A 25,864-nucleotide genomic window follows, 5' to 3' on the forward strand; every position below is an offset into this window, starting at 1 on the left:
CTCCGGCCGCCGGTCACAGGCGTGCGAAGGCGGCCCATTCCTTGACGGCGAACGTGCTGCCCTCGCGGCGCACCTCGGCGGCGCCGTGGCCGCCCAGGTGGGCCGGGAAGACCAGGGCGTTCCGATCGGCGGCCCGGCCGAGGACCCGGCGGCGGGTGGCACGGGATTCGGCCGGGTCCTCGCAGAAGCAGCTGTTGGTGTCGGGATCCGCGAACTGCACCGGGCTGTGCAGCAGATCCCCCACGAAGAGCGCGCGATCCCCTCGGGAATCGAGAGCGAGCACGGACGATCCCGGAGTGTGTCCGGGGGCGAGCTCCAGACGGAGATTGGCGTCGATATCGAGGCTGCCGTCCCACAGGAGCGCCTTGCCCGCTTCCCGGATGGGGGCGACGGAATCCTCGAAGACGTTCTGATTGCCCCTGCCGAGCAGTGGCTTGTGCTCATTCTCCGGATTCCAGAACTCGAAGTCGCGCTCGGGGATGAGATACGTGGCGTTCGGGAAGGTCGGCACCCACTGCCGACCGTCCAGGCGGGTGTTCCAGCCCACGTGGTCGACGTGCAGATGGGTGTTGACCACGATGTCGACGTCCTCCGGCCGCACCCCGGCCCTGGCGAGATTCCCCAGGAAGTCGGTGTTCAGATAGCTCCACACCGGTGCGTAGGGCCGGTGCTTGTGGTTGCCCACACCGGTGTCGACGAGAATGGTCTTGCCCGCACTGCGCAGGACCCAGGTCTGGATCGCGGACCGCACGTTATCGGTGCCGGGGTCGTAGAAGTCCGGGACCAGCCAGGAGGCGTTGTCCTCCCAGACCTCCTCAGGGCTTTCCGGAAAGAAGGTCCGGGGCGTCAGTTCGACGGATCCGAAGTATTCCTCGACGCGTGTGACGGTGACGTCGCCCAAGGTTATCTGCTGCATGGATATTCGCCTTGTTCATGAGAAGTCCGATTCGCAGCAGAATTCTCGTCGGGGTGGGTCATGGGCGGTATCCGTCATCTGACTGCAGTCGCCGACGGAGGCGGGCAGTACGGCCGATAACACATCTTCGCGACACCGAAAACTTTTCGGAGACTGGCGAGATGAGATCCTTTGCGCCGTGGATGACCACGCGCACTCACCAAGAAGACGCAGATCAGAGCCGAAGAACCATCAGCGTCAGCGAGAGTTTCTACCGGAATCATTCCGGAAGAAGCGTTGACGTCGCATCCGCCGCGCAGCATACTCCGCATCGATCGTTGCCCATCGGCACACCACTGCCACCCGCCCCCGAAGAAGGGACAGCAATGGTCATCGATTCCCGTCACGCCCGTCAGGAGCGCGGAGATCGCCGTCCTCGGTTACGCGTCCGAAGGGCGTTCAGCCTCGGTGTCGTCGGCCTCCTCACCACGGCCGGTGTCCTGGCCCTGTCCGGTCCCGCCAGCGCCGCGAGCACCCTCGGCGGCGCGGCGGCGGCCAAGGGCCGCTACTTCGGCGCCGCCGTGGCCGCCAACCACCTCGGCGAATCCCCGTACGCCAGCACGCTGGACACCGAGTTCAACGCCGTCACACCCGAGAACGAGATGAAGTGGGACGCCGTCGAAAGCTCCCGGAACTCGTTCAACTTCGGCAGCGCCGACCAGATCGTCGGCCACGCCCAGGGCAAGGGCATGAAGATCCGGGGCCACACCCTGGTCTGGCACTCCCAACTCCCCGGCTGGGTGGGCGGTTTGAGCGCCACCGAGCTGCGCTCGGCGATGAACAACCACATCACCAAGGTGATGCAGCACTACCAGGGCAAGATCTACGCCTGGGACGTGGTCAACGAGGCGTTCCAGGACGGCAACAGCGGTGCGCGGCGCAGTTCGCCGTTCCAGGACAAGCTCGGCGACGGCTTCATCGAGGAGGCGTTCCGCACCGCCCGTGCCGCCGACCCCGGCGCCAAGCTCTGCTACAACGACTACAACACCGACGGCCAGAACGCGAAGAGCAACGCCGTCTACAACATGGTGAAGGACTTCAAGGCGCGCGGTGTGCCGATCGACTGCGTCGGCTTCCAGTCGCACTTCAACAGCCAGTCCCCGGTCCCCGGTGACTACCAGCAGAACCTCCAGCGCTTCGCCGACCTCGGCGTCGATGTGCAGATCACCGAGCTGGACATCGAGGGCTCCGGCTCGGCCCAGGCCGACAGCTACCGCCGTGTCACCCAGGCGTGTCTGGCCGTGTCCCGCTGCACCGGCATCACCGTATGGGGGGTCACCGACAAGTACTCATGGCGCGCCAGTGGCACCCCGCTGCTGTTCGACGACAACTACGTCAAGAAGCCCGCTTACACCGCGGTGCTCACCGCGCTGGGCGGCACCAGCGGTGGTGGCGGAGGCGGTGGCGGCACGTCGTGCACCGCGTCGTACTCCGAGACACAGCGGTGGGGCGACCGTTTCAACGGCAAGGTGACGGTGACGGCCGGATCCTCGGCCATCAGCGGCTGGACGGTGACGGTGACCGTGCGTTCCGCGCAGAGCGTCTCCACGACCTGGAATGGCGCTCCCAGCTGGGACAGCGGCGGCAAGGTCATGACGATGAGGCCCAACGGCAACGGCAACCTGGGCGCCGGAGCGGCCACCAGCTTCGGCTTCACGGTCATGGCGAACGGGGATTGGTCGGCCCCCACCATCGGCTCGTGCACCGCCTCCTAGCCGACCGGCAGGGACCACACCACACCCGCACTTCAGGAGGGACCATGACCGGACGCGGAAAGTCCGCTCCAAGACGAACAGGAACAAGAAGCACCGGGAAAGCGCGGCGGTTCGCACTCGTCGCCGCGGCCACGGCCGCCCTGGCGGGGTTCTCCGCCGCCCCGTCGCCCGCGGCCACGCACGGCGCGGCGCACACCGAGAGGGCCTGGGCCGACTGCCCCAATGGATACGTGGGTCTGACGTACGACGACGGGCCGAACCCGGGGTCGACGCAAGCCCTGCTCAACGCCCTGCGGGCGGGTGGCGCGAAGGCCACCTTCTTCATCTGGGGGCTCCACGCCGACCAGTATCCGGACCTGCTCAGGGCCGAACAGACGGCGGGTATGTGGATCGCCAATCACACCACCTCGCACCCCCATCTCACCCAGATCGGCGAGCCGGCGGCGTACAACGAGATCGCGGGCGCCCAGAACACCATCCGGCGCATCACCGGACAGACACCCACTCTGTTCCGGCCGCCCTACGGGGAGACCAACGCGCAGGTCAGGGCCGATGAGGCCCGTCTCGGGCTGACCGAGGTGCTGTGGAGCGTGGACTCCCAGGACTGGAACGGGGCCGGCACTCAGCAGATCGTCCAGGCCGCCGCCACCATGCGGGCGGGCAGCATCATCCTCATGCACGACGGCGGATACCAGACCACGGTCGCCGCCGTGCCGCAGATCCTCAGCGGGCTCGCGGCACGCGGACTGTGCCCCGGCAGGATCACGGCCGGGGCGGGTGGCGGCGCGGTCGTCACGGCTCCCTGAGCGCCGTATCCGGCTGACCGCTTCCGGCCGCGTCGCGCGGCAGCGGCCGCGGACCCGCCCCTGCTTCCGCCGCGCCACCGGCGCCCCCGTGTTCGCCACCGCGGTAGGCGGTGCGCGACGGGGGCGCCGGCAACAGGCGCTGCAGCAGCGGGCCGGTCATCATCGTGGTGACCACGGCCATGGCCACCATCACGGTGAAGACGCGGCCGTCGATGACGCCGAGGCCCAGCCCCACGTTGAGCAGTACGAGTTCGGTGAGTCCGCGCGCGTTCATCAGCACACCGAGGGTGATGGCCTGCCGTGGAGTGGCCCCGGTGAGCCGGGCGGCGGCCGCGGCGCCGATGAACTTGCCCGCGCAGGCCGCGACGAGCACGGCGAGCAGCATGGCCAGGCCCTGGCCGCCGAGCCCCTGGAAGTCGACGGACAGTCCGGTGACGGTGAAGAAGACCGGGAGCAGCAGCAGGCTCGACTGCTCAATGCGCGCGGGCACCTCCGGAGCGCGCGCCTCGAGCAGGCGGCGCGGTACGACGGCGCCGAAGACGAAGGCGCCGAACACGGTGTGCAGCCCCATCGCGTCGGTGGCCCAGGCCGACAGCAGCAGACCGCTGAAGACCACGCCTTGGACCACTGTGCTGTCCCGGTTCCAGGGCCGCTCGGCCGCCAGCAGCCGGTGCAGCACGGGCTTGACCACGTACAGCATGCCGAGGACGAAGAGGGCGGACAGCAGCGCCATCCGGGCCAGCGGCCAGGAGCCGTCGGCGTTCACCACGACGACCACGACCGCGAGGATGCCCCACGCCAGCAGGTCCTGGAGGGCGGCGCAGGCGAGCGCCATGGCGCCGATGCGCTCCCGGGCCAGACCGTGGTCGGTCAGGATGCGGGCGAGCACCGGGAAGGCCGTGATGGACATGGCCGCGCCCAGGAACAGCGCCGGGCCGAGCAGCCCCATCTGCCCCCGCTCGGTGAGGCCCCAGGACACGAAGGCGACGGCCAGGCCCGTGCCCAGGGCGAACGGCAGGGCGACGGAGCTGAGCGAGACCGACACCACCTGACGGCCCCGGCCCCGCAGTTGCGCAACGTCGAGGTGGTGTCCCACGCCGAACATGAAGAGCACGAGGCCCAGTTGGGCCAGCAGCTGGAGGAAGGGGCGGGCCTGGTCCGGGAAGAGGACAGCGGTCGGATTCCCGGGCAGCAGCCCCAGCAGACTGGGCCCCAGCATCAGGCCCGCGGCGATTTCCCCCAGCACCGCCGGCTGCCGCAGCCGCTGGGCGATCCGCCCGCAGACGACGGCCGCGGGTACGACCACGGCGAGGCCGATCAGTACATCACGGATGGTCTCTTCCAGCGCGCTGCCACTCATGGCCATGGCCCTCCCCCGTCACCGGTTCCGCCCAGTCTCGGGGAGCCAACTCCCATACAGAAATGCGCACTTGGACGTCTGGACGCGGGGCCGTACGTGTCCACCGGTCCCCGTATCGGGCAGCCCGAAGCCCGGCACCGGGACGGGGGATTCACCACGGTGCCGGGCGGCTCGGTTCAGACCGTACGCAGCGCCTCCGTCGGTGGCATCCGGGCCGCCCGCAGGGCGGGCAGCAGCCCGGCGATGGCGCCGATGGCCACGGCCGCGCCGAGTCCACCCGCCCAGGCGAGCACCGGGACGACGGTCTCCCAGCCCTTGACACCCGCGTAGACGAAGGTCGCCAGCGTGCCCAGCACCACCCCGACCGCGCCACCGAGCATGGCGAGCAGGATCGCCTCGGAGAGGAACTGCAGCCGGATGGTGCCACGGGTGGCGCCGAGCGCCCGCCGCAGGCCGATCTCCGAGCGGCGTTCGAGCACGGAGATCACCATGGTGTTGGCGACGCCGATGCCCCCGACGAGCAGGGCCACCGCCCCCAGCCCGAGGAAGAGTCCGTCCAGCGCCGACCGCGCGGCGGCTCGGGCCTCGAGCGCGGCCGACGGCTGGGTGACGCTGACCTCGCTGGGGTTCTGCGGGTTGGCCGTGGCGGCCAGGACCTTGCGGACCTCCTTGACCTGGTCGGTGTCCGACCGTACGTACACCGTGGAGGGGTGGCCGTCGAAGTCCAGGTACTTCTTCGCGGCCTCGTAGCCCACCAGCACCGCCGAGTCGATCTCCGGTGTCAGCTTCGCGGGCTTGAGCACCCCGGACACGTAGAACCACTGGCCGCCGACCCAGACGCGCATGCCCGGGTGGATCCGGGAGATGCCCAGCCGGCTGGCGGCGTCCCAGCCGAGGACGGCCACCGGCTGCCGCGCGGTGGCGGCGTTGAGATATCTGCCCTGGGCCATCGAGGTGCGCACCGCGGCCGGGAGGCGCAGGCTGGCGGCGTTCACCGAGAGGGAGTTGGTGTTGAGGCTCGGGATGTGCGGGCTGCGGTACGCCTCGGCGTCGGTCTTCCCGGTGCTCTGCACCGCCTCGACCGGGCCGATCCGGGAGATCATGCCCGGCGCCTCGACGGGGAGCTTGGCGTCCCCGCCACCCAGCGACTGGCCCGGAGTGACCTTCAGCAGATTGGTGCCCAGCTTGTCGATCTCGGCGAGCAGCCCGGCCTGCGAGGAGGACGACAGCCCGAGCACCGCCACCATCGCGGCAACGCCGATGGCGATGCCCAGCGCCGACAGGGCGGCCCGCATCCGGCGGGTGCGCAGGCCCACGCTGGCGGTCCGGCCCAGGTCGGCGGGGTGGAGCCGGCCGGGGGCGGTGGCCGTGGAGGTCATGGCAACCGCCTCTCGATGTCCAGCGGGTCCTCCGCCGACATGACGTCCGCGACGATGTGGCCGTCGAGCACCTCGATCCGGCGCGGCAGCCGGGCGGCCAGCTCCCGATCGTGGGTGATCATGACGATGGTGGTGCCCTCGGCGTTGAGCTCCTTGAAGAGCTTGAAGATCGCGGCACCCGCGACACTGTCGAGGTTGCCGGTCGGCTCGTCGGCCAGCACGATCGCCGGGTCACCGGCCAGGGCGCGGGCGATCGCGACCCGCTGCCGCTCGCCACCCGACAGCTGCGACGGCCGGTGGTGGACCCGGTGGCTGAGGCCGACCCGGTCCAGGGCCACGGCGGCCGCCGACAGCCGGGCCGGGCGCCGGACGCCCGAGTACAGCATCCCGTCGGCCACGTTCTCCAGCGCCGTGGCGTGCTCGGCCAGGAAGAACTGCTGGAAGACAAAGCCGATCCGGGTGGCGCGCAGCCCGGCCAGCGCCCGGTCGGACATCGCGGCCACGTCCTCCCCCACGACCCGTACCGTTCCGGAGGTCGGTCGGTCCAGGGTGCCCATGACCTGCAGCAGGGTCGACTTGCCGGAGCCGGAGGGGCCTACGATGGCCACCAAATCGCCCCGGTGGATGGTGAATCCGGCCGCGTCCAGCGCCACGACCGGGGAGGCACCCGGATAGACCTTGGTCACGTCCTCCAGCTGCAGCACCGCCTCGCCGGTGGTCCGGACGTCGACCGGCCGCGTCTCGGTCTCCACGCCGGTCATGACGCGGGCACCGCGATCTTCTGGCCGACCCCGAGCCCGGCGCCGCTGACCTCCACCTTGCCCTCACTGTCGTCAAAGAGCCCGGTACGCACCGGGATCAGCTTGTGCTTGCCACCCGCCTCGACGACCTCGACGGCGTAACCGCCTCCGGCGAGCGCCAGCAGCGCGTTCACGGGCACCGACAGCACGTCCTTCACGGTGTCGGAGACGATGGCCACCTGGACGGGTGCCTGGTCGAGCCCGCCGGTGGCCTTCGGGTCCTTCGGCTTGATCTGCACCTCGATCGTGGTCTTGTCGTCGGCCTGCTTCGCCACCTTCCCCACCGATGACACCTCGCCGTCGGTCGACTTGCCGTTGGGGAGGGTGATGGTCACCTTGTCGCCGACCGCCACTCCGGTCTGCTGGCTGGCGTTGAGCTCGACGGTGACCTGCCGCTGGGTCGAGGAGACCTGCAGCACGTTCTGCCCCTGCCCGGCCGGGCCGCCGCGTACGGCCCCGGACTTGATGACCCGGACCTCCTCGGCGGGCAGGAACACGGCCTGCCCGAGCGACAGTTCACCCGTCTCCTTCAGACCGACGTCCTCCTGCAGCTCCTCGAGCGCATAGAAGGTCTGCATGCTGAAGTAGTCCGAGTCGGGGTCGATCTGCGCCTTGGTGGCGTACTTGAGGCTGACGAGTGCGGCGTTGAGCTGCCGCACATCGGCTCCCTCGGCGCCGTAGGCCAGATCGCGGTACACCGGCTCGGCGGCGCCCTGGAGCATCACCACCGGCTTGCCGCTCACGCGGTAGAGCACCTCGCCCTGGCTGATCACATCGCCCACGGCGGGCAGCTTGGTGATGGTGCCCTTGGCGTTGTTGACGACGTCGTACGAACCCGCGTAGCCGAGCGTCCCGTTCTCCAGGGTGCGGGCCGACAAGGAGCCCTGGGTGACCTTCGCCAGCCCGGTGGGGGCGCTGGTCCTGGCCGACGAGTCCTTCTCGGACTTCTTGAACGGATCGGCCACGACGACGCCCGCGCCCGCCGCGACCACGATCGCCACGACGACGATCGCGGTCAGCCCGCGCCGCTTGCGCCGCGCCGGTGGTGGCGCGCTCTGCCGCTCCGGGGGGCTCGCTTCCTCGTCCTCGGTCGGGGTCTGGGTCGCACTCACGCCGAGCCCCCACCGGGCTTATTGGGCTCCATGTTGCGCAGAGACTCCGGCTGGTACTGCTTGCAGGCGTCCTCCGCCTTCTTGAACTGCGGAGTGGTCGGGTCGACCTCCAGCTTGAAGCCACCGTTCTCGTCCGGGTCGGGGAAGCTGGGCACACCGTTCTTGCGCATGCACTTGGCGTACTTGAGCTTGTCCTCGGTCGGCCACACATCGCCCGGACCGCCGCCACCCTCCTGCGGGGGCGGGGCCGGCATGTACTGCTTGCAGGCCTTCTCGGCCTTCTGGAACTCCGACGACTGCGGGTCGATTCCGGCGCCCATGCCCTCACCGGGCTTCGGGTCCTTGAAATCGGGCAGGCCGTTCTTCCGCATGCACTCCGCGAATTTCAGCCCGTCCCCTTGTGTACCGGCCTCCGGCTTCTTGGACTCCGAGTTCTTCCCGGAGCCCACACTGGCCACGCTCTTATCGGGTTCGTCGTTGTCGCCACAGGCAGTGGCGAGCAAGGCGACCCCGGTCAGCAGCGCCGCCAGTGCGGTGGTGCGCCGCAGCCTCTTCTTGGGTGCGGCACTGCCATCCGACGGCCGCTCCGTGATAACCACCATGCCACTGTCCCCATTCCTTCGGGATTTCCTGTACCTCCTGTTTTAGCGAGGGGGCGGTTTCGCTGAGGTTTCAGTGGGGGGGCGGGGGTGGGGTGCGGTCGGATATACGCAGGTCCCGGCGCGCCGGGCATGCGGAAGCCCCGGGCCGCCGGAGGGTTGGTCCGGCGGCCCGGGGCAGAGGTGGCGCCCGGCAGGGCACCGCGCGGGGTTACGCGCGGAGGGCCCACGTGGGCCTACGCGGGGCCGGGCGGGTCCGCGCAGGGTTACGCCGGGCCCGGCGCCCCTGCGGGCAGGTGCTGCTCGCAAGCCTTGTGGGCGTCCCGGAACTCGGGCGACTTGACGTCGATCCCGGCCTCCTCGGGGGCGAAACCGCCGCCCTTCGGATCGGGGAAGTCGGGCACGCCGTTCTTCCGCATACAGTCCACGTACTTCGTCAGATCGGGCATCCCACCGGGCGGCGGGGAAGCCCGGCGCCCTTCGGGCATCAGCCGCTCGCAGGCTTTCTCCGCCTTCTTGTACGCATCGCCCTTGACGTCGATACCGCTGCTCGGGTCGAGCAGAATCGACCCGTCCGCGGCCGGATCGGGAAAGTCCGGCACGCCATTGTCCCGAAGGCATTCGACGAAGGCCATGCTTTTGGCCCTCTTGTCCCCCGCCCCGGCGCTGCCGGAGGACTTCGGGGAATCATCGGAGCCGAGCGCGAAACCCAATCCGCCCGCCACCATCGCGATCGCCACGGCGGCCCCCAGCGAAACGAGCAGAATGCCTAATCTGCCCCGTCGGCGCATGCCCTCGGGCGGCTCGCCCGCGGCCGCGTTCTCCTTCTCGTCCATACTCTCTCTCCACCCTCTCCCTAATTCTCCGTCAGCAGCTGCGCGGAAATGAGCCGACCGATCGTTTCGACGGGCTCTCCGGTGAGCATCCCGTCGTGATCGGAGGCGATCCGGACCGATTCGACATGCCCGTCGACGTACGACGCCCAGCTGTCCGGAGCCAGCTGCGCGGGAGCCGACGCGGGCCGACCCTCCGCGGCGACGAAGAGCAGCAGTTCTCCGCGGAAGACGCCGGGCGTGTGGTGCTGGAGCAGCCGGTTGTTGTTCGCGTTGACCCTCTGGATCTCGGAGAGCATCCGCACCCGCTTGCGCCGCCCGCCGCGGGGCCCTTCGGCGGGCTCGGCGGAGGGCTCGTGGGGCTCGGCGGAGGGCTCGTCGGCCGGTTCCGCCTCGTCGGCGTCCGGGTAGCCATCGAGGCTGACCAGGAGGTCCACCGTTTCGCCCTGCTGCTGCAGCAGCGCCGCCATCGCATGGGCCACGGTGCCACCGAACGACCAGCCGAGGAGGTGGTAGGGCCCGGCCGGCTGCACGGTCCGGATCCTCGCCACGTAGTCCGCGGCCATCTCCTCGACCGTCCGCGGCAGTGACTCATCCGTGCCGAAGCCACGAGCCTGCAACGCGTAGACCGGGCGGTCCGGCGGCAGGTGGTCCGCGAGTTCCGCGTAGCAGCGCCCCAGCCCGGTGCTCGGGTGGACGCAGAACACGGGCGGCCGGTCGCCTTCGGCCCGTAGCGGCAGCAACAGGCCGGTGTCGTCGGAGCCGGTGCGGGTGGTGCCATCCGCCGTAGCGTCGAGCAGCCGGGCCACGTCGGCCACCGTCGGAGCGGTGAACAACGCGCGGATGCTCACCTCGGCGCCGAGGACGGCACGGATCTGGGCAATCAGCTTCATCACCAGGATCGAGTCGCCACCCAGCTCGAAGAACGACGCCTCGGCACCCACCTCGTCCAGGCCCAGCACCTCGGCGAAGAGCGCACACAGGCGCTCCTCGGTGGGCGTCTCCGGACCACGTCCCGCCATCGCCGCACCGGTGAAGTCAGGAGCGGGGAGTGCGGCCCGGTCCAGCTTCCCGTTCACCGTGACAGGCAGCGCGCCGAGCGTCACGAACACGGCCGGGACCATGTAGTCGGGCAGCCGATCAGCGAGGAACACCCGCAACTGGGTGACATCGGCCGGGCCGTCCGGCACGACGTAAGCAACCAGCCGCTTGTCCCGCGTACGGTCCTCCCGGGCGATCACCGCCACCTGGCCGACGCTCGGATGGGCGGCTAGGGCGGTCTCGATCTCACCGGGCTCGACCCGGAAACCACGCACCTTGACCTGGTCGTCCACACGGCCGCCGAAGATGAGCTGTCCCTCCGCGGTCCACTTGGCGAGGTCACCCGTGCGATACATCCGCCCGCCTGTGAACGGACACGCGACGAAGCGTTCCGCAGTCAGCCCGGGGCGACCGAGATAGCCACGTGCGAGGCCCGGACCCGCGACATACAGCTCACCCAGCACCCCCGCGGGGACGGGGTGGAGACGCTCATCGAGGACGAATGCCCGAGTGTTGGCGATGGGCCGCCCGATGGGCACCGGGCCCGAGCCGGACGCCTCCAAGGGCTCGCTCATCGTCGCGCACACGGTCACCTCGGTCGGACCATACGCATTGACCACCCGCCGCCCCGGCGCCCACCGCTCCACCAACCCCGGCGGACACACCTCGCTGGCCACCACCACCGTGCCCAGACTCTCGGGCAACTCCTCCACCGTAGCCAGCACCGACGGCGACACCGTCACATGCGTGACGCCCAGCGCCGTGGCCGTCGCGCCCAGCGAGCCGTTGGGCGGGAGCCTGTCCGAGTCGGCCATCACCAGGGCGGCGCCCGAGAGCAGCGCCATGAACAGCTCCCACACCGAAGCGTCGAAGCTCAGCGAGGCCAACTGCAGCACCCGCGCATCAGCACCCACCGCGAACCGCTCGATCTGCGCGCTGACGAGGTTCCCGATGCCGCGATGCGTCACCGCCACGCCCTTGGGACGGCCCGTCGAGCCCGACGTGTAGATCACGTACGCCACGTCGTCCACGCTCACGGAGACCACCGGCGCCGCGTCCACGTCCACGTCCACGTCCACGTCCACGGAGTGAACGGCGGACGGATCCCACATCAGGCACTCCGCCCCGTCCGGGACCAGCTGCCTGGTCTCCTCGGAGCAGATGACCAGCGCAGGCGCCGAGTCCTCAACCATCCACCCGACCCGCTCCACCGGATACGCCGGATCCACCGGCACAAACCCCGCCCCAGCCTTGGCAATCCCCAGCAACACCGCCACCACATCAACCGACCGCTCCAACACCACAGCGACCAGATCACCGCACCCCACACCCCGCGCGGCTAACACACCCGCCACCCGCTCCGACCGATCCCGCAACTCCCCGTACGACCACTCCTCACCACCCGCACCCACCACCGCCACCGCACCCGGAGACAGCCCGGCCCGCTCGTCGAACAACTCCCCCAACGGCCGCACGGGAGCGTCCCGCTCGGTGGCGTTCCATACCTCCAGCACCCGCTCCCGCTCGGCGCCATCGAGCACCTCGAACTCACTCACCCGAGCGGAAGGGTCAGCCGCGACCTGGTCCAGCAATCGCGCCAGCCGCTCGGCCAGCCCCTCCACCGTCCGTTGGTCAAAGAGGTCGGTGGCATAAAGGAACGCGCCGCGGATCCCGCCCGGGTTGCCGTCGCCATCGCGGTGCTCGGCCAAATCCAGGGCCAGATCCACCCGTGCCGAAGCCTCCGCCCCCGACTCCAACGGACGCACCCGCAACCCCGGCAAATCCCACAACCGCCCCCCACCCGCAGGCGCACCCTGAAGCCCCAACGACACCTGAAACAGCGGATTACGCCCCAACGACCGAGCAGGATTGAGATCCTCCACCAACCGCTCAAACGGCACATCCTGATGGGCATACCCGTCCAGATCCGCCTCCCGCACCCGGGACAACAACTCCACAAAGGTCGGGTCGCCACTCACATCACTCCGCAACACCAGCGTGTTGACGAAGAACCCCACCAGCCCGTCCAAGGCCGCATCCCCACGCCCCGCCACCGCCGTACCGACCGGAATGTCCTTCCCCGCACCCATCCGCGACAGCAGGGCGGAGATGGCGGCGTGCATCACCATGAACATCGTCGCCCCACCCCGTTGGGCGAGCTCCGTGAGCTGGGCATGGGTTTCCGCGGTGATGGCGACCGGCACTTCGCCACCGCGGAAGGACGACACCGCCGGCCGGGGCCGATCCGTCGGCAGGAGGAGTTCCTCCGGCGCACCGGCCAGCGCATCACGCCAATAGCCGAGCTGGCCACTGATCACACTGTCCGGATCCTCCAGGTCACCCAGAACCTCACGCTGCCACAGCGCATAGTCCGCGTACTGCACCGGCAACGGCTCCCAGCCGGGCGCACGACCCGCCCGCCGCGCCGCATACGCCACCCCGATCTCCCGACCCAACACACCCATCGACCAACCATCAACCGCGATGTGATGCGCCACGATCAACAGCACATAGTCGGACGGCCCCGTCTTCAACAGCCGTGCACGCCACGGCAGATCAACGCTCAGGTCAAAACCTCGGGCGGCATAGCCGCCGAGTACCTCCCGCAGGTGTTCCTCCGCGGTCTCCACGACGATCAGCGGCGGCCGACCCGCCTCGCCCGTCAACACATGCTGGCGCGGTTCACCATCGGTCTCGGGAAAGACCGTACGCAAACTCTCGTGCCGGTCGGCGACGTCCCCGAGCGCCGCCTCCAGAGCAACCCTGTCGAGCTCACCGGAGAGCCGGAGCGCCAGCGGGAGGTTGTACACCGCGCCGTCGCCGACGCCTTCGAGGCGGTTGAGGAACCACATCCGCTGCTGGGCGTACGACAGCGGCAGCACCTCCGGGCGTGGCCGAGCGGTCAGCGCCTGCTGGGCGGTTCCGTCCTCCGTACCGTCGAGCAGCCGGGCCACGTCGGCCACCGTCGGAGCGGTGAACAACGCGCGGATGCTCACCTCGGCGCCGAGGACGGCACGGATCTGGGCGATCAGCTTCATCACCAGGATCGAGTCGCCACCGAGTTCGAAGAACGACGCCTCGGCACCCACCTCGTCCAGGCCCAGCACCTCGGCGAAGAGCGCACACAGGCGCTCCTCGGTGGGCGTCTCCGGACCACGTCCCGCCATCGCCGCACCAATGAAGTCAGGAGCGGGGAGTGCGGCCCGGTCCAGCTTCCCGTTCACCGTGACAGGCAGCGCGCCGAGCGTCACGAACACAGCCGGGACCATGTAGTCCGGCAGCCGACCAGCGAGGAACGCCCGCAACTGGGTGACGTCGGCCGGGCCATCCGGCACAACGTAAGCAACCAGCCGCTTGTCCCCGGCGCGATCCTCCCGAGCGATCACCGCCACCTGGCCAACCCCCTCGTGGGCGGCGAGAGCAGTCTCGATCTCACCGGGCTCAACCCGGAAACCACGCACCTTCACCTGGTCATCCGCACGGCCGCCGAAGATGAGCTGTCCCTCCGCGGTCCACTTGGCGAGGTCACCCGTGCGATACATCCGCCCGCCTGTGAACGGACACGCGACGAAGCGTTCCGCAGTCAGCCCGGGGCGACCGAGATAGCCACGTGCGAGGCCCGGACCCGCGACATACAGCTCACCCAGCACTCCCACGGGGACGGGGTGGAAACGCTCGTCCAGCACATAGACAGCGGTGTTGGGGTTCGGCCGCCCGATGGGCACCGGGCCCGAGCCGGACGCCTCCAGGGGCTCGCTCATCGTCGCGCACACGGTCACCTCGGTCGGACCATACGCATTGACCACCCGCCGCCCCGGCGCCCACCGCTCCACCAACCCCGGCGGACACACCTCGCTGGCCACCACCACCGTGCCCAGACTCTCGGGCAACTCCTCCACCGTGGCCAGCACCGACGGCGACACCGTCACATGGGTGACACCGAGCTCCGCCACCACCTCGCTCAACGACCCATTGGGCGGGAGCCTGTCCGAGTCCACCATCACGAGCGCGGCGCCCGAGAGCAGCGCCATGAACAGCTCCCACACCGAAGCGTCGAAGCTCAGCGAGGCCAACTGCAGAACCCGCGCATCAGCGCCCACCGCGAACCGCTCGATCTGGGCACTGGCGAGGTTCCCGATGCCGCGATGCGTCACCGCCACGCCCTTCGGCCGCCCCGTCGAGCCCGACGTATAGATCACATACGCCACATCATCGACATCCACCGGAACAGCGGGCCCAGGCTCCGCCACCGCATCCGACGGAACCCACACCAAGCACTCCGCCCCGTCCGGGACCAGCTGCCTGGTCTCCTCGGAGCAGATGACCAGCGCAGGTGCCGAGTCCTCAACCATCCACCCGACCCGCTCGGCCGGATACGCCGGATCCACCGGCACAAACCCCGCCCCAGCCTTGGCAATCCCCAGCAACACCGCCACCACATCAACCGACCGCTCCAACACCACAGCGACCAGATCACCACGCCCCACACCCCGCGCGGCCAACACACCCGCCACCCGATCCGACCGATCCCGCAACTCCCCGTACGACCACTCCTCACCACCCGCACCCACCACCGCCACCGCACCCGGCGACAGCCCGGCCCGCTCGTCGAACAACTCCCCCAACGGCCGCACGGGAACCTCTCGCTCGGTGGCGTTCCACTCCTCCAGCACCCGCCCCCGCTCGCCCGGACCCAGCACGGCGACCTCACTCACCCGAGCCGCGGGATCCGAAGCGACCTGCTCCAACACCCGCACCAGCCGCTCGGCCAGCCCCTCCACCGTCCGCTGGTCAAAGAGGTCGGTGGCATAAAGGAACGCGCCGTCTAGCCCGCCCGGGTTGCCGTCGCCATCGCGGTGCTCGGCCAAATCCAGGGCCAGATCCACCCGTGCCGAAGCCTCCGCCCCCGACTCCAACGGACGCACCCGCAACCCCGGCAAATCCCACAACCGCCCCCCACCCGCAGGCGCACCCTGAAGCCCCAACGACACCTGAAACAGCGGATTACGCCCCAACGACCGAGCAGGATTGAGATCCTCCACCAACCGCTCAAACGGCACATCCTGATGGGCATACCCGTCCAGATCCGCCTCCCGCACCCGGGACAACAACTCCACAAAGGTCGGGTCGCCACTCACATCACTCCGCAACACCAGCGTGTTGACGAAGAACCCCACCAACCCGTCCAAGGCCGCATCCCCACGCCCCGCCACCGCCGTACCGACCGGAATGTCCTTCCCCGCACCCATCCGCGACAGCAGCAGCGCCAGCGCCGCCTGGACGACCATGAACATCGTGGCCCGCCCGCGCTGGGCGAGCGCCACCAGCCGGGCGTGGGCCTGCGGGCTCACCCGGACCGGTACGGATCGGCCACGGAAGGAGGACACGACGGGCCGGGGCCGGTCCGTCGGCAGGACGAGCTCCTCCGGCGCACCGGCCAGCGCATCACGCCAATAGCCGAGCTGGCCACTGATCACACTGTCCGGATCCTCCAGGTCACCCAGAACCTCACGCTGCCACAGCGCATAGTCCGCGTACTGCACCGGCAACGGCTCCCAGCCGGGCGCACGACCCGCCCGCCGCGCCGCATACGCCACCCCGATCTCCCGACCCAACACACCCATCGACCAACCATCAACCGCGATGTGATGCGCCACGATCAACAGCACATACTCAGACGACCCCGTCTTCAACAGCCGCACCCGCCACGGCAGATCAACACTCAGATCAAAGCCGCGAGCGGAATGCGCCGCCAGGGCCTGCGGCAACTCCTGCTCCGCCGTTTCCACCACCACGAGCGACGGTCGGCCGGCGTCATCCGCCAGCACATGCTGACGCGGCTCGCCATCGGTCTCGGGAAAGACCGTACGCAGACTCTCGTGCCGGTCGGCGACGTCCCCGAGCGCCGCCTCCAGAGCAACCCTGCCGAGCTCGCCGGAGACCCGGAGCGCCAACGGCAGGTTGTAGCCCGCGCCTTCCCCCGCGCCTTCGAGGCGGTTGAGGAACCACATCCGGCGCTGGGCGTACGACAGGGGTACGGTGTCCGGCCGGGGGCACGGCACCAGCGCGGGGCGGGCCCGGCCGTCCGCGTTGCCTTCTTCCTCGATACGGCGGGAGAGCAGGGCGACCGTGGTGGCGGTGAAGAGTTCACGGATGGTGATCCGGGTGTCGAGCACCGCCCGGACCCGGGCGATGAGCCGCATCGCCAGGAGTGAGTCACCGCCGAGCTCGAAGAAGGAGGCATCAGCGGCGACCCGCTCCACGCCGAGCACCTCGGCGAAAAGCCCACAGAGGATCTCTTCGGTCGGAGTGGCCGGACCCCGGCCCGCCACGGTGACTGTGGCATCGGGGGCCGGGAGCTTCGCTCGGTCCAGCTTGCCGTTGACCGTCAACGGCAGCGCATCCAGCACGACGACGGTCGGGACCATGTACTCCGGCAACCGGTCCGCCGCGAACTCCCGCACGGCCGCCACGTCCAGGTCCCCACCAGGGACCACGTACGCGACCAGCCGCTTGTCCCCCGGCCCGTCCTCCCGGACCACCACCGCAACCTGCCCCACGCCCTCACAGGCCCCCACAACTGCCTCGATCTCGCCGGGCTCGACGCGGAAACCACGGACCTTGACCTGCTCGTCGACGCGCCCCGCGAAGACCAGATCACCCTCGGCGGTCCACTTCGCCAGGTCGCCACTGCGATACATCCGGCCGCCCGGCGCAGCGAAGGGACACGCAACGAAACGCTCCGCCGATAGCCCCGGACGACCGATATAGCCCCGGGCCAGACCCGCACCGGCGATATAGACCTCGCCGATCACGCCAAAAGGCACCGGCCGGAGGAACGGGTCCAGCACAAACACCTTGTTGTTGGGCAGCGGCCGACCGATAGGGGGCGCAGTCTCCAACCCGGTCTTCAGTGCGGTCGCGGTGGCGGTGGTGATGACAGTGGCCTCGGTCGGGCCGTACGTGTTCCACACCCGCGCACCCGCCGACCACCGACCAGCCAGCTCCGCACTCAACCGCTCCGCACCCAGCACCCAATTGCTCACACCCGCCACAGCGTCCGGATCCAGCACCCCCAGCAGCGACGGCACCACACTCGCCACCCGCACCCCACACCGGCCGATCATCTCCGCCAGCGCCTGCGGATCCTTACGCTCCTCCGCGCTCGCCACCGCCAAAGTGCCACCAGCGGCCAACGTCACGACGACATCGAGAACAGCGGCATCAAAGCTGAATGACGCGAACTGCAACGCCACCACACCCGCGTCCACACCCAACACCGGACGCATCGCCTCAGCCAGATTCGCCACACCACCATGCCCGACAGCCACCCCCTTCGGCCGCCCCGACGAACCCGACGTATAAATCACATACGCCAACTGACCGGGGACAACGACCCTCCCCAGCGGCTCCGCCGAGAACCCGTCCACCTCCTCCATACGCACAACGCGGGCGTCACCGACCGGCACCCCGGCCAAGCTCTCCGACGTACCGAGAACCACCCCGGCGCCACTGTCCGCGATCACAAAGCCCAACCGCTCCGCCGGATACTCCGGATCCAGCGGAACAAACGCACCACCGGCCTTCCACACCCCCAGCTCCGCCACCACCATGTCCACCGACCGCGCCATACACAACGCAACCCGCGACTCCCGACCCACCCCAACCCCGCTCAACAACCGCGCCAGCCGGTTCGCCCGCCGATCCAACTCCCCATACGACAACGCCTCACCACCACACCGCACCGCCACCACATCCGGCGCCACCCCAACCCACCCCTCAAACCGCTCCACAACCGAACCACCAGGCACCGCAGCCCCCGTGGCATTCCACTCCCCCACCACCCGAGCCCGCTCCACCTCCCCCAACACATCCAGCCGACCGACCAACGTCTCCGGATCGGCCGCCATCTGCCCCAGCACCCGGAGCACCTGGTCGACCAGCCCCTGGGCCGTCTCCTCGTCGAACAGGTCCGGCCGGTAGCTCAGCCGCATGCCCAGGCCGCCGCTCGGGCCGACCACCAGGCCGAGCGGGTAATTGATCGACTCCCGGAGTCCATGCTCGGTGAACTTCAGGCCGCCCGGTCCGCGTCGTTCGGCCTCGTCACCCGATGGCTTGCCGCCCGGCGGCTTCCGGGCGTTCGTGCCCGAGGGGAAGCTCTCGAACGCCATGATGGTGTCGAACGTCGCCCCGGGCCCGGCCTGCCGCTGGATGTCGCTGAGGCTCAGGTACTGGTAGTCCACCAGCACCGCCTGCTCGGCCTGCAGCTCCGCCAGCAGTTCGGCCACCGACTGCGCCGGGTCGAAGCGCACGCGTACGGGCACGGTGTTGATGAAGAGCCCCAGCATGCTCTCCATGCCCGGCAGGTCCAGCGGCCGTCCGGCCACGCTGGCGCCGAACACCACATCCCGTCGGCCGGTCAGCTTGCCGACGACGAGAGCCCAGGCGGCCTGAACGACGGTGTTCAGAGTGAGGCCGTGGAAGCGGCGCGTCAGGTCGCGCAGCGCCTGGTCCAGCTCCTTGCTCGCCCTGCCGGACACCATGGCGGAGTGGGCCAACGTCCCGTTGTACTCGGCCGGGGCCACCAGCGTCGGCTCATCCGCCCCGGCCAGTGTCTTCCGCCAGGCCGCCATGGCTTCTTCCTTGTTCTGGCGGGCGAGCCAGGCCAGATACTCGCGGTACGGGGTGACGGGCGGCAGACCGTGTGCGCTGCCCCCGGCCTCGTAACACGTCCACAACTCCCGCATCAGCACCGGCAGCGACCAGCCGTCCAACAGAATGTGATGCAGCGTGACCATCATCCGGTACTCATCCGGCCCGACCTTGACCAGCAACACCCTCAGCAACGGCGGCACCGCCAGGTCGAAACGCCGCTCCCGCTCCTCGATCCCCAACCGCTCCGACTCCGCACGGGCCACATCCGCGTCCAGCCCGGACAGATCCTCCTCCCGCCACGGCAGGGTCACCCGGCGCATGATGAGCTGGACCGGGGCACCGGAGGCACGTCGCTGGAATCCGGCACGCAGGCTCTCGTGGCGGTCGAGCAGCGCTTGCCAGGACGCCCGCAGCACCGCGGAGTCAAGCTTGCCCTCCAGGCCGGTGATCATCTGCTCAACGTAGACGTCGATGCCCTCCTCGTCGTACACCGCATGAAACAGCAGGCCCTCCTGCAGCGGCGACAGCGGCCATACCCCCACCAGAGCGGAGTCGGTCATCTCAAGCTCCTTCGTCCATCTGCTGCGCTGTCGCTTCGAACTCGTCCAACTCGCTCTGGCTGATGTCCACCAAGGGGAAGTCGGAGGGGGTGTATCCACCGATACCGGTGTCGGCGCCGATGTCCGTGGTGTGTGTGGCCAGCCCGGTGAGCATCGCGGCCCAGCCGTCCAGCAGGCTCCGGGCGGCCGACTCCGCCAGCAGCTCGGACGGCCAGGACACGATGAGGGTGAGCTGGGGGCCGTCGGGCAGGTCGTGGACGACGCCCATGACCTCCAGGGCGTGCATGACCGGGATCCGGTCGTTGGCGCCGCCACCTCGGCCGCCGTCGCCGACGGTCTGCCAGGCATGGCGCTCGACGGGCCGCTGACCCTGTTCGCTCTGGTTCCGCTGGCCGGGGAATCGGCCCAGGTAGTTGAAGCCGATCTGGGCGGCGGGCAGGGCGGCAAGGGCGGGTGCGGTCTCGGGGTTGAGATACCGGAGCATCCCGTAGCCGAGCCCATCGCCGGGGACGGCGCGGAGCTGTTCCTTGATGCGCTTGATGGCCCGTCCCGCCGCGGCCCCGCCGGAGCGCAGCTCCATGACGTCCGCGACGCCGACGTCCAGCCGCACCGGGTAGCTGCTGGTGAACCAGCCGACCGTGCGTGTCAGGTCCACCCCCTCCGCCAGCGGGATCCGGCCGTGGCCCTCGAGATCCAGCAGGACCCCGGCCGTGTCCTGGCCCTGGCGGCGGCGCCACTCGGCCAACGCGGCGGTCAGGCCGGTCAGCAGTACGTCGTCGACGCCCGCGTGGAACGCCGTCGGCACGCTGGTCAGCAGCGCCGATGTGACCTCCGTGGACACCTTCACCGACAGCTGCCGGACCGTGGTGCCGAGGTCCCGGTCCGGGTCCACCGGCCGCGAGGTGAGGAGGGGATCGTTGCCGTCGAACTGCTGCGTCCAGGCGGTGAGTTCGGCGAGTCGTCGTTGGCCCGTGGCTTCGGTCCGCAGGCTGCGAGCCCAGTGCCGGAAGGAGGTGGGTACGGGCTCCAGCACGACCTCACGGCCGGCGGCCAGCTCGGTGTACGCCTCGGCCAGATCTGGCACGAGGACGCGCCAGGAGACACCGTCCACCACCAGGTGGTTGAGGAGTATCAGCAGCCGTCCGGGGATGTCCGGTCCGAGGTCGAACCAGATCACCTGCAGCATCACACCCGCTCGCGGATCGAGCCGGTCCGCGGCGGCCCGCGACTGCTCGGCGATCAGGCGCTCGAGGTCACTCCCGGCCGCGCCGGCATCGATCCGGTGTATCCACGAGGCCACGGACACGGTCGGGGGGACGAGGAGGCGGGTGGCGGGCTCGGTCTCCAGCCGCGCCCGCAGGATGTCGTGGTGGTCGACCACCGCCTGCACGGCACCGGTCAGCGTCTCCAGCCGCATCCCTGCCGGAGCCACCACCACCGTGGACTGGAACACCGCACCGATACGCTCTGCTCCGGCCCGGTTCAGCAGCTCATGCATCACCGGGGTCAATGGCACCTCGCCCGTGCCCGGGTCGCCACTCCCCTCCAGACCACCGGGAGCAGACGCATCACCGGCCACCAGCGCCAGCTCCGCCGGGGTCCGTCGCTCGAACACCTGCCGGGCGCTCACCACCAGACCGGCCTTACGCGCCCTCGACACCAGCAGCATCGACATGATCGAGTCACCGCCGAGCTCGAAGAACGACGCATCGGCACTGACCGGCTCCACGCCGAGCACCTCGGCGAAGAGCCCACAGAGGAGCTCTTCGGTCGGAGTGGCCGGGCCCCGGCCCGCCACGGTGACTGTGGCGTCGGGGGCGGGGAGTGCGGCGCGGTCCAGCTTGCCATTGACGGTGAGCGGCAGCGCGTCCAGCACGACGACCGCCGGAACCATGTACTCCGGCAGCCGCCCAGCGGCGAACGCGCGTACCGCCGCGACGTCCAGCTCCCCGTCGGGGACGACGTAGGCGACCAGCTGCTTGTCCCCCGGCCCATCCTCGCGGACCACCACCGCGGCCTGGGCCACGTCCTCACAGGCGGCCAGCACTGCCTCGATCTCGCCGGGCTCGACACGGAAACCACGGACCTTGACCTGCTCATCGACCCGTCCGGCGAAGACCAGATCACCCTCGGCGGTCCACTTCGCCAGATCGCCACTGCGATACATCCGACCGCCCGGCGCGGCGAACGGGCAGGCGACGAAACGCTCGGCGGACAGATCCGGCCGACCGAAATAGCCCCGGGCCAGCCCGGCACCGGCGATATAGACCTCGCCCGTGACACCTACGGGAACCGGCTTGAGGAACGCGTCAAGCACATAGACGCGGGCATTGGGGAGGGGACGGCCAATCGGTGGAGCCTCCTCCAGCGCGGCATCCAGCGGAGTGGTGGTGGCGGTGGTGATGACGGTGGCCTCGGTCGGCCCGTACGTGTTCCACACCCGCGCACCCGCCGACCACCGCCCGGCCAGCTCCGCACTCAACCGCTCCGCACCCAGCACCCAATTGCTGACACCCGGAACGGCATCCGGATCCAGCACCCCCAGCAGCGACGGCACCACACTCGCCACCCGCACCCCACACCGGCCGATCATCTCCGCCAGCACCTGCGGATCCTTACGCTCGGCCGCGGTGGCGACGGCGAGAGTGCCACCGGCGGCGAGGGTCACAGCGACATCGAGGACGGCGGCATCAAAGCTGAATGACGCGAACTGCAACGCCACCACACCTGCGTCCACACCCAACACCGGACGCATCGCCTCAGCCAGATTCGCCACACCACCATGCCCGACAGCCACCCCCTTCGGCCGCCCCGTCGAACCCGACGTATAAATCACATACGCCAACTGACCGGGAGCGATAACCGTCCCCAGCGGCTCAGCGGAGACGCCATCCGCCTGCTCCATACGCACGACGCGGGCCCCACCGACCGGCACCCCGGCCAAGCTCTCCGACGTACCGAGAACCACCTCGGCACCACTGTCCACGATCACAAAGCCCAACCGCTCCGCCGGATACTCCGGATCCAGCGGAACAAACGCACCACCGGCCTTCCACACCGCCAACTCCGCCACCACCATGTCCACCGACCTCGGCAGACACAGCGCAACCCGCGACTCCGGACCGACACCCACTTCCGTCAAAAGCCGCGCCAAGCGATTCGCCCGCCGGTCCAACTCCCGGTAAGACAGCGCCTCTTCACCGCATCGCACCGCCACCACATCCGGCGCCGCCGCAACCCGCGCCTCGATGCGCTCCACGATCGAACCGGCGGGCAGCGTGGTCTCGGTGGCATTCCACTCCGCCACCACCCGAGCCCGCTCCACCTCCCCCAACACATCGATCTCACTGACCCGCACCCCCGGATCCGCCGCCACCGCCTCCAACACCCGCACCAACCGCCCCGCCAACCCCCGCGCCGTACCCTCATCAAACAAATCCACCGCAAACAGCAACGCCCCGCCCAACCCCGCCGGCGCCCCCACACCATCACGGTGCTCAATCAGCGTGACCGACAGATCGAAGCGGGCCACGGGGTCCGCGGTCGAGGGCAGCGTGTCGACCTCCAGGCCGGGCAGCTCCCACTTCTCCGGCGCGGCGCTCTGGAGCGCCAGCATGACCTGGAACAGCGGGTTGCGGGCCAGCGATCGCTCCGGGCTCAGCACATCCACCAGCCGCTCGAACGGCACGTCCTGATGCGCGTACGCCGCCAGACCGGTCTCCCGTACCCGCGCCAGCACCTCGCTGAACGTCGGGTCGGCGCTGACGTCCGTCCGCAAGACCAGCGTGTTGACGAAGAACCCGGCCAGGGCGTCCATGGCCTCGTCGCCACGACCTGCGATCGCGGTGCCGATGGGGATGTCCGTGCCCGCGCCCAACCGGGTCAGCAGCACAGCCAGTGCGGCCTGGGCGACCATGAACATGGTGGCGTTGCCCTGCTGGGCGGCCGCCACCAGCCGGGCGTGGGTCTCGGCGTCCACGTGCAGGGGCACCGTGCCGCCCCGGAAGGAGGACGCGGGCGGGCGCGGCCGGTCGGTCGGCAGCGTCAGCTCCTGGGGCGCGTCGGCCAGGGCCGCACGCCAGTAGTCCAGCTGGCCGCTGATCACGCTGTCCGGGTCCTCGATATCGCCCAGTACCTCGCGCTGCCACAGCGCGTAGTCCGCGTACTGCACCGGCAGCGGCTCCCACCCCGGCGCACCACCCGCCCGACGGGCGGCGTACGCCACGCCGATGTCCCGGGCGAGTACGCCCATCGACCAGCCGTCCACCGCGATGTGATGCGCCACGAGCAACAGCACGTATTCCGTGGGCCCGGTCGCCAACAACCGGATGCGCCAGGGCAGGTCGGCGCTCAGCTCGAAGCCACGCCCGGAGTGCGCCGCCACGGTCGCGCCGAGTTGGTCCGGTGTGGTCTCCACGACGATCAGCGGCGGCCGGCCCGCGTCGCCCTCCAGCACCTGCTGCCGGGGCTCGCCGTCCGTCTCGGGGAAGATCGTGCGCAGGCTCTCGTGCCGGTCGGCGACATCGCCCAGCGCGGCCTCCAGAGCGGCGACGTCCAGGTTTCCCGATATCCCTAGCGCCAGCGGCAGGTTGTAGCCCGCACCCTCGCCGACGCCTTCGAGCCGGTTGAGGAACCACATCCGCTGCTGGGCGTACGAGAGCGGCAGCACCTCCGGCCTCGGCCGCGGCGTCAGCGCGGCCCAGGTGGTGCCGTCCTCGCGGGCGTCGAGCAGCCGGGCGACCCCGGCCACCGTCGGCGCCGTGAACAGCCTGCCGATCCCGATGTCGGTGTCCAGCACCGACCGGATGCGGGCGATGAGCCGCATGGCGAGCAGAGAGTCGCCGCCCAGCTCGAAGAACGAGTCCTCCGCGCCGACCCGCTCCAGGCCCAGCACCTCGGCGAAGAGCCCGCAAAGGATCTCCTCGGTCGGAGTGGCCGGGCCCCGGCCGGAGGTGGTACCGGCGAAGTCGGGGGCGGGGAGGGCGGCACGGTCCAGCTTGCCGTTGGCGGTGACCGGGAGGGTGTCGAGGGGGACCAGGGCGGCCGGGACCGTGTACTCGGGCAGCCGCTCGGCCATGTATTCCCGCAGCCCAGTCAAGCCACTCTCGCCGTTGCCGTTGGTTACGACGTAGGCCACGAGGCGCTTGTCGCCCTGCCGGTCCTCACGCACGACGACCGCGACCTGGCCGACGCTCTCGTGCGTGGCGAGCACTGCTTCGATCTCACCCGGCTCCACCCGGAAACCACGGATCTTCACCTGCTCATCCACCCGACCCGCGAACACCAACTCACCGTCAGCCGTCCACCGCGCCAGGTCGCCCGTGCGATACATCCGCCCATCCGTGAACGGGCACGCTACGAAGCGCTCCGCCGACAGCCCCGGCCGACCGAGATAGCCGTGAGCGAGCCCGGCACCCGCGAGATAGAGCTCCCCCTTGACGCCCGGGGGTACGGGGTCGAGGTGCTCGTCGAGGACGAACGCCTTGGTGTTGTCGCGCGGCCGACCAATCGGCAACACCGCCGGAGCCACCGCCTCCGGAGCCACCGCGTACGTCGTGGCACACAGCGTGGCCTCGGTCGGACCGTACAAATGCCGGACCACAACCCCCGGACAAGCAGCCTTCACCTGAGCCACCGCACCCGCAGGCACCACATCGCCACCGGTCAGCACCTCCGCCAGACCCGACAAACACTCCGGCGACTCCTCCGCCAGCACACCGAACAAACCAGCCGTGACATGCACAGCCGTCAACCCATGCGCCTTCACCAAACCCGCCAACACCGCCGCATCCACCCGCCCCGACGGCGCCACCACCACCCGACCACCACTGACCAACGGCACCCACACCTCAAACACCGCCGCATCAAACGCATGCGGCGCATGCATCAACACACGACCCCGCGCCGCCGCACTCCAACACCCATCCGCCACCAGCGCGGCCACCGCACCATGGCTGACCGCCACACCCTTCGGCACACCCGTCGAACCAGACGTGAACATCACATACGCCACGTCCCCCGACGAAACCACCACCTCCGGCACACGCAC

The 25,864-nt window shown here is 69.8% G+C and carries 11 protein-coding genes; 2 read left to right on the top strand and 9 right to left on the bottom strand.

Going from position 1 to position 25,864, the window contains the following annotated elements; translation table 11 throughout:
* Positions 1-13: 13 nt before the first annotated feature.
* A complete protein-coding gene (locus J2Z30_RS19110) occupies positions 14-916 on the bottom strand; it encodes an MBL fold metallo-hydrolase (RefSeq protein WP_044568343.1) in 903 nt (300 codons plus the stop codon).
* 365 nt (positions 917-1,281) lie between these two features.
* On the opposite strand from J2Z30_RS19110, the gene J2Z30_RS19115 reads away from it, so the two are divergent.
* The gene (locus J2Z30_RS19115) at positions 1,282-2,670 is read left to right on the top strand and encodes a glycoside hydrolase family 10 protein (protein ID WP_044568344.1); all 1,389 of its coding nucleotides are present in this window, start codon (positions 1,282-1,284) and stop codon (positions 2,668-2,670) included.
* A gap of 44 nt (positions 2,671-2,714) precedes the next feature.
* Positions 2,715-3,476: a polysaccharide deacetylase family protein gene (locus J2Z30_RS19120; protein ID WP_044568345.1), complete on the top strand. Its 762-nt coding sequence runs from the start codon at positions 2,715-2,717 to the stop codon at positions 3,474-3,476.
* Here J2Z30_RS19120 and J2Z30_RS19125 read toward each other — a convergent pair.
* From J2Z30_RS19125 to J2Z30_RS19160, 8 genes are all read right to left on the bottom strand, one after another.
* Entirely contained in the window at positions 3,463-4,836 is a 1,374-nt protein-coding gene (locus J2Z30_RS19125; RefSeq protein ID WP_245388148.1) for a cation:proton antiporter, read from the bottom strand. The genes J2Z30_RS19120 and J2Z30_RS19125 overlap by 14 nt on opposite strands.
* Before the next feature lie 176 nt (positions 4,837-5,012).
* Positions 5,013-6,215, bottom strand: coding sequence for an ABC transporter permease (locus tag J2Z30_RS19130; RefSeq protein WP_044568346.1), 1,203 nt, complete (start codon positions 6,213-6,215; stop codon positions 5,013-5,015).
* Positions 6,212-6,976, bottom strand: a complete 765-nt coding sequence (locus tag J2Z30_RS19135) for an ABC transporter ATP-binding protein (protein ID WP_044568347.1) — start codon at positions 6,974-6,976, stop codon at positions 6,212-6,214. Before J2Z30_RS19135 ends, J2Z30_RS19130 begins: the two co-directional genes overlap by 4 nt.
* The gene (locus tag J2Z30_RS19140) at positions 6,973-8,127 is read right to left on the bottom strand and encodes a peptidoglycan-binding protein (protein ID WP_052701230.1); all 1,155 of its coding nucleotides are present in this window, start codon (positions 8,125-8,127) and stop codon (positions 6,973-6,975) included. The genes J2Z30_RS19135 and J2Z30_RS19140 overlap by 4 nt, the downstream gene beginning before the upstream one ends.
* Positions 8,124-8,729, bottom strand: coding sequence for a hypothetical protein (locus J2Z30_RS19145; protein ID WP_052701231.1), 606 nt, complete (start codon positions 8,727-8,729; stop codon positions 8,124-8,126). The genes J2Z30_RS19140 and J2Z30_RS19145 overlap by 4 nt, the downstream gene beginning before the upstream one ends.
* Positions 8,730-8,992: 263 nt before the next feature.
* The gene (locus tag J2Z30_RS19150) at positions 8,993-9,562 is read right to left on the bottom strand and encodes a hypothetical protein (RefSeq protein WP_052701232.1); all 570 of its coding nucleotides are present in this window, start codon (positions 9,560-9,562) and stop codon (positions 8,993-8,995) included.
* 20 nt (positions 9,563-9,582) lie between these two features.
* On the bottom strand, positions 9,583-19,815 hold the full coding sequence (locus J2Z30_RS19155; RefSeq protein WP_209468737.1) for a non-ribosomal peptide synthetase: 10,233 nt from the start codon (positions 19,813-19,815) through the stop codon (positions 9,583-9,585).
* Position 19,816: 1 nt separating this feature from the next.
* On the bottom strand, positions 19,817-25,816 hold the full coding sequence (locus J2Z30_RS19160) for a non-ribosomal peptide synthetase (RefSeq protein ID WP_245388196.1): 6,000 nt from the start codon (positions 25,814-25,816) through the stop codon (positions 19,817-19,819).
* Positions 25,817-25,864: the final 48 nt, after the last annotated feature.

The sequence above is a fragment of the Streptomyces iranensis genome, from assembly GCF_017874715.1.
In the GTDB taxonomy this organism is placed as follows: domain Bacteria; phylum Actinomycetota; class Actinomycetes; order Streptomycetales; family Streptomycetaceae; genus Streptomyces; species Streptomyces iranensis.

Excerpts from the sequence above, each read along its gene's own strand:
- J2Z30_RS19115 (WP_044568344.1), top strand. The coding sequence starts at position 1,282 with ATGGTCATCGATTCCCGTCACGCCCGTCAGGAGCGCGGAGATCGCCGT.
- J2Z30_RS19110 (WP_044568343.1), bottom strand. The coding sequence starts at position 916 with ATGCAGCAGATAACCTTGGGCGACGTCACCGTCACACGCGTCGAGGAA.
- J2Z30_RS19155 (WP_209468737.1), bottom strand. The coding sequence starts at position 19,815 with ATGACCGACTCCGCTCTGGTGGGGGTATGGCCGCTGTCGCCGCTGCAG.
- J2Z30_RS19135 (WP_044568347.1), bottom strand. The coding sequence starts at position 6,976 with ATGACCGGCGTGGAGACCGAGACGCGGCCGGTCGACGTCCGGACCACC.
- J2Z30_RS19125 (WP_245388148.1), bottom strand. The coding sequence starts at position 4,836 with ATGAGTGGCAGCGCGCTGGAAGAGACCATCCGTGATGTACTGATCGGC.
- J2Z30_RS19160 (WP_245388196.1), bottom strand. The coding sequence starts at position 25,816 with ATGTTCACGTCTGGTTCGACGGGTGTGCCGAAGGGTGTGGCGGTCAGC.
- J2Z30_RS19120 (WP_044568345.1), top strand. The coding sequence starts at position 2,715 with ATGACCGGACGCGGAAAGTCCGCTCCAAGACGAACAGGAACAAGAAGC.
- J2Z30_RS19145 (WP_052701231.1), bottom strand. The coding sequence starts at position 8,729 with ATGGTGGTTATCACGGAGCGGCCGTCGGATGGCAGTGCCGCACCCAAG.
- J2Z30_RS19150 (WP_052701232.1), bottom strand. The coding sequence starts at position 9,562 with ATGGACGAGAAGGAGAACGCGGCCGCGGGCGAGCCGCCCGAGGGCATG.
- J2Z30_RS19130 (WP_044568346.1), bottom strand. The coding sequence starts at position 6,215 with ATGACCTCCACGGCCACCGCCCCCGGCCGGCTCCACCCCGCCGACCTG.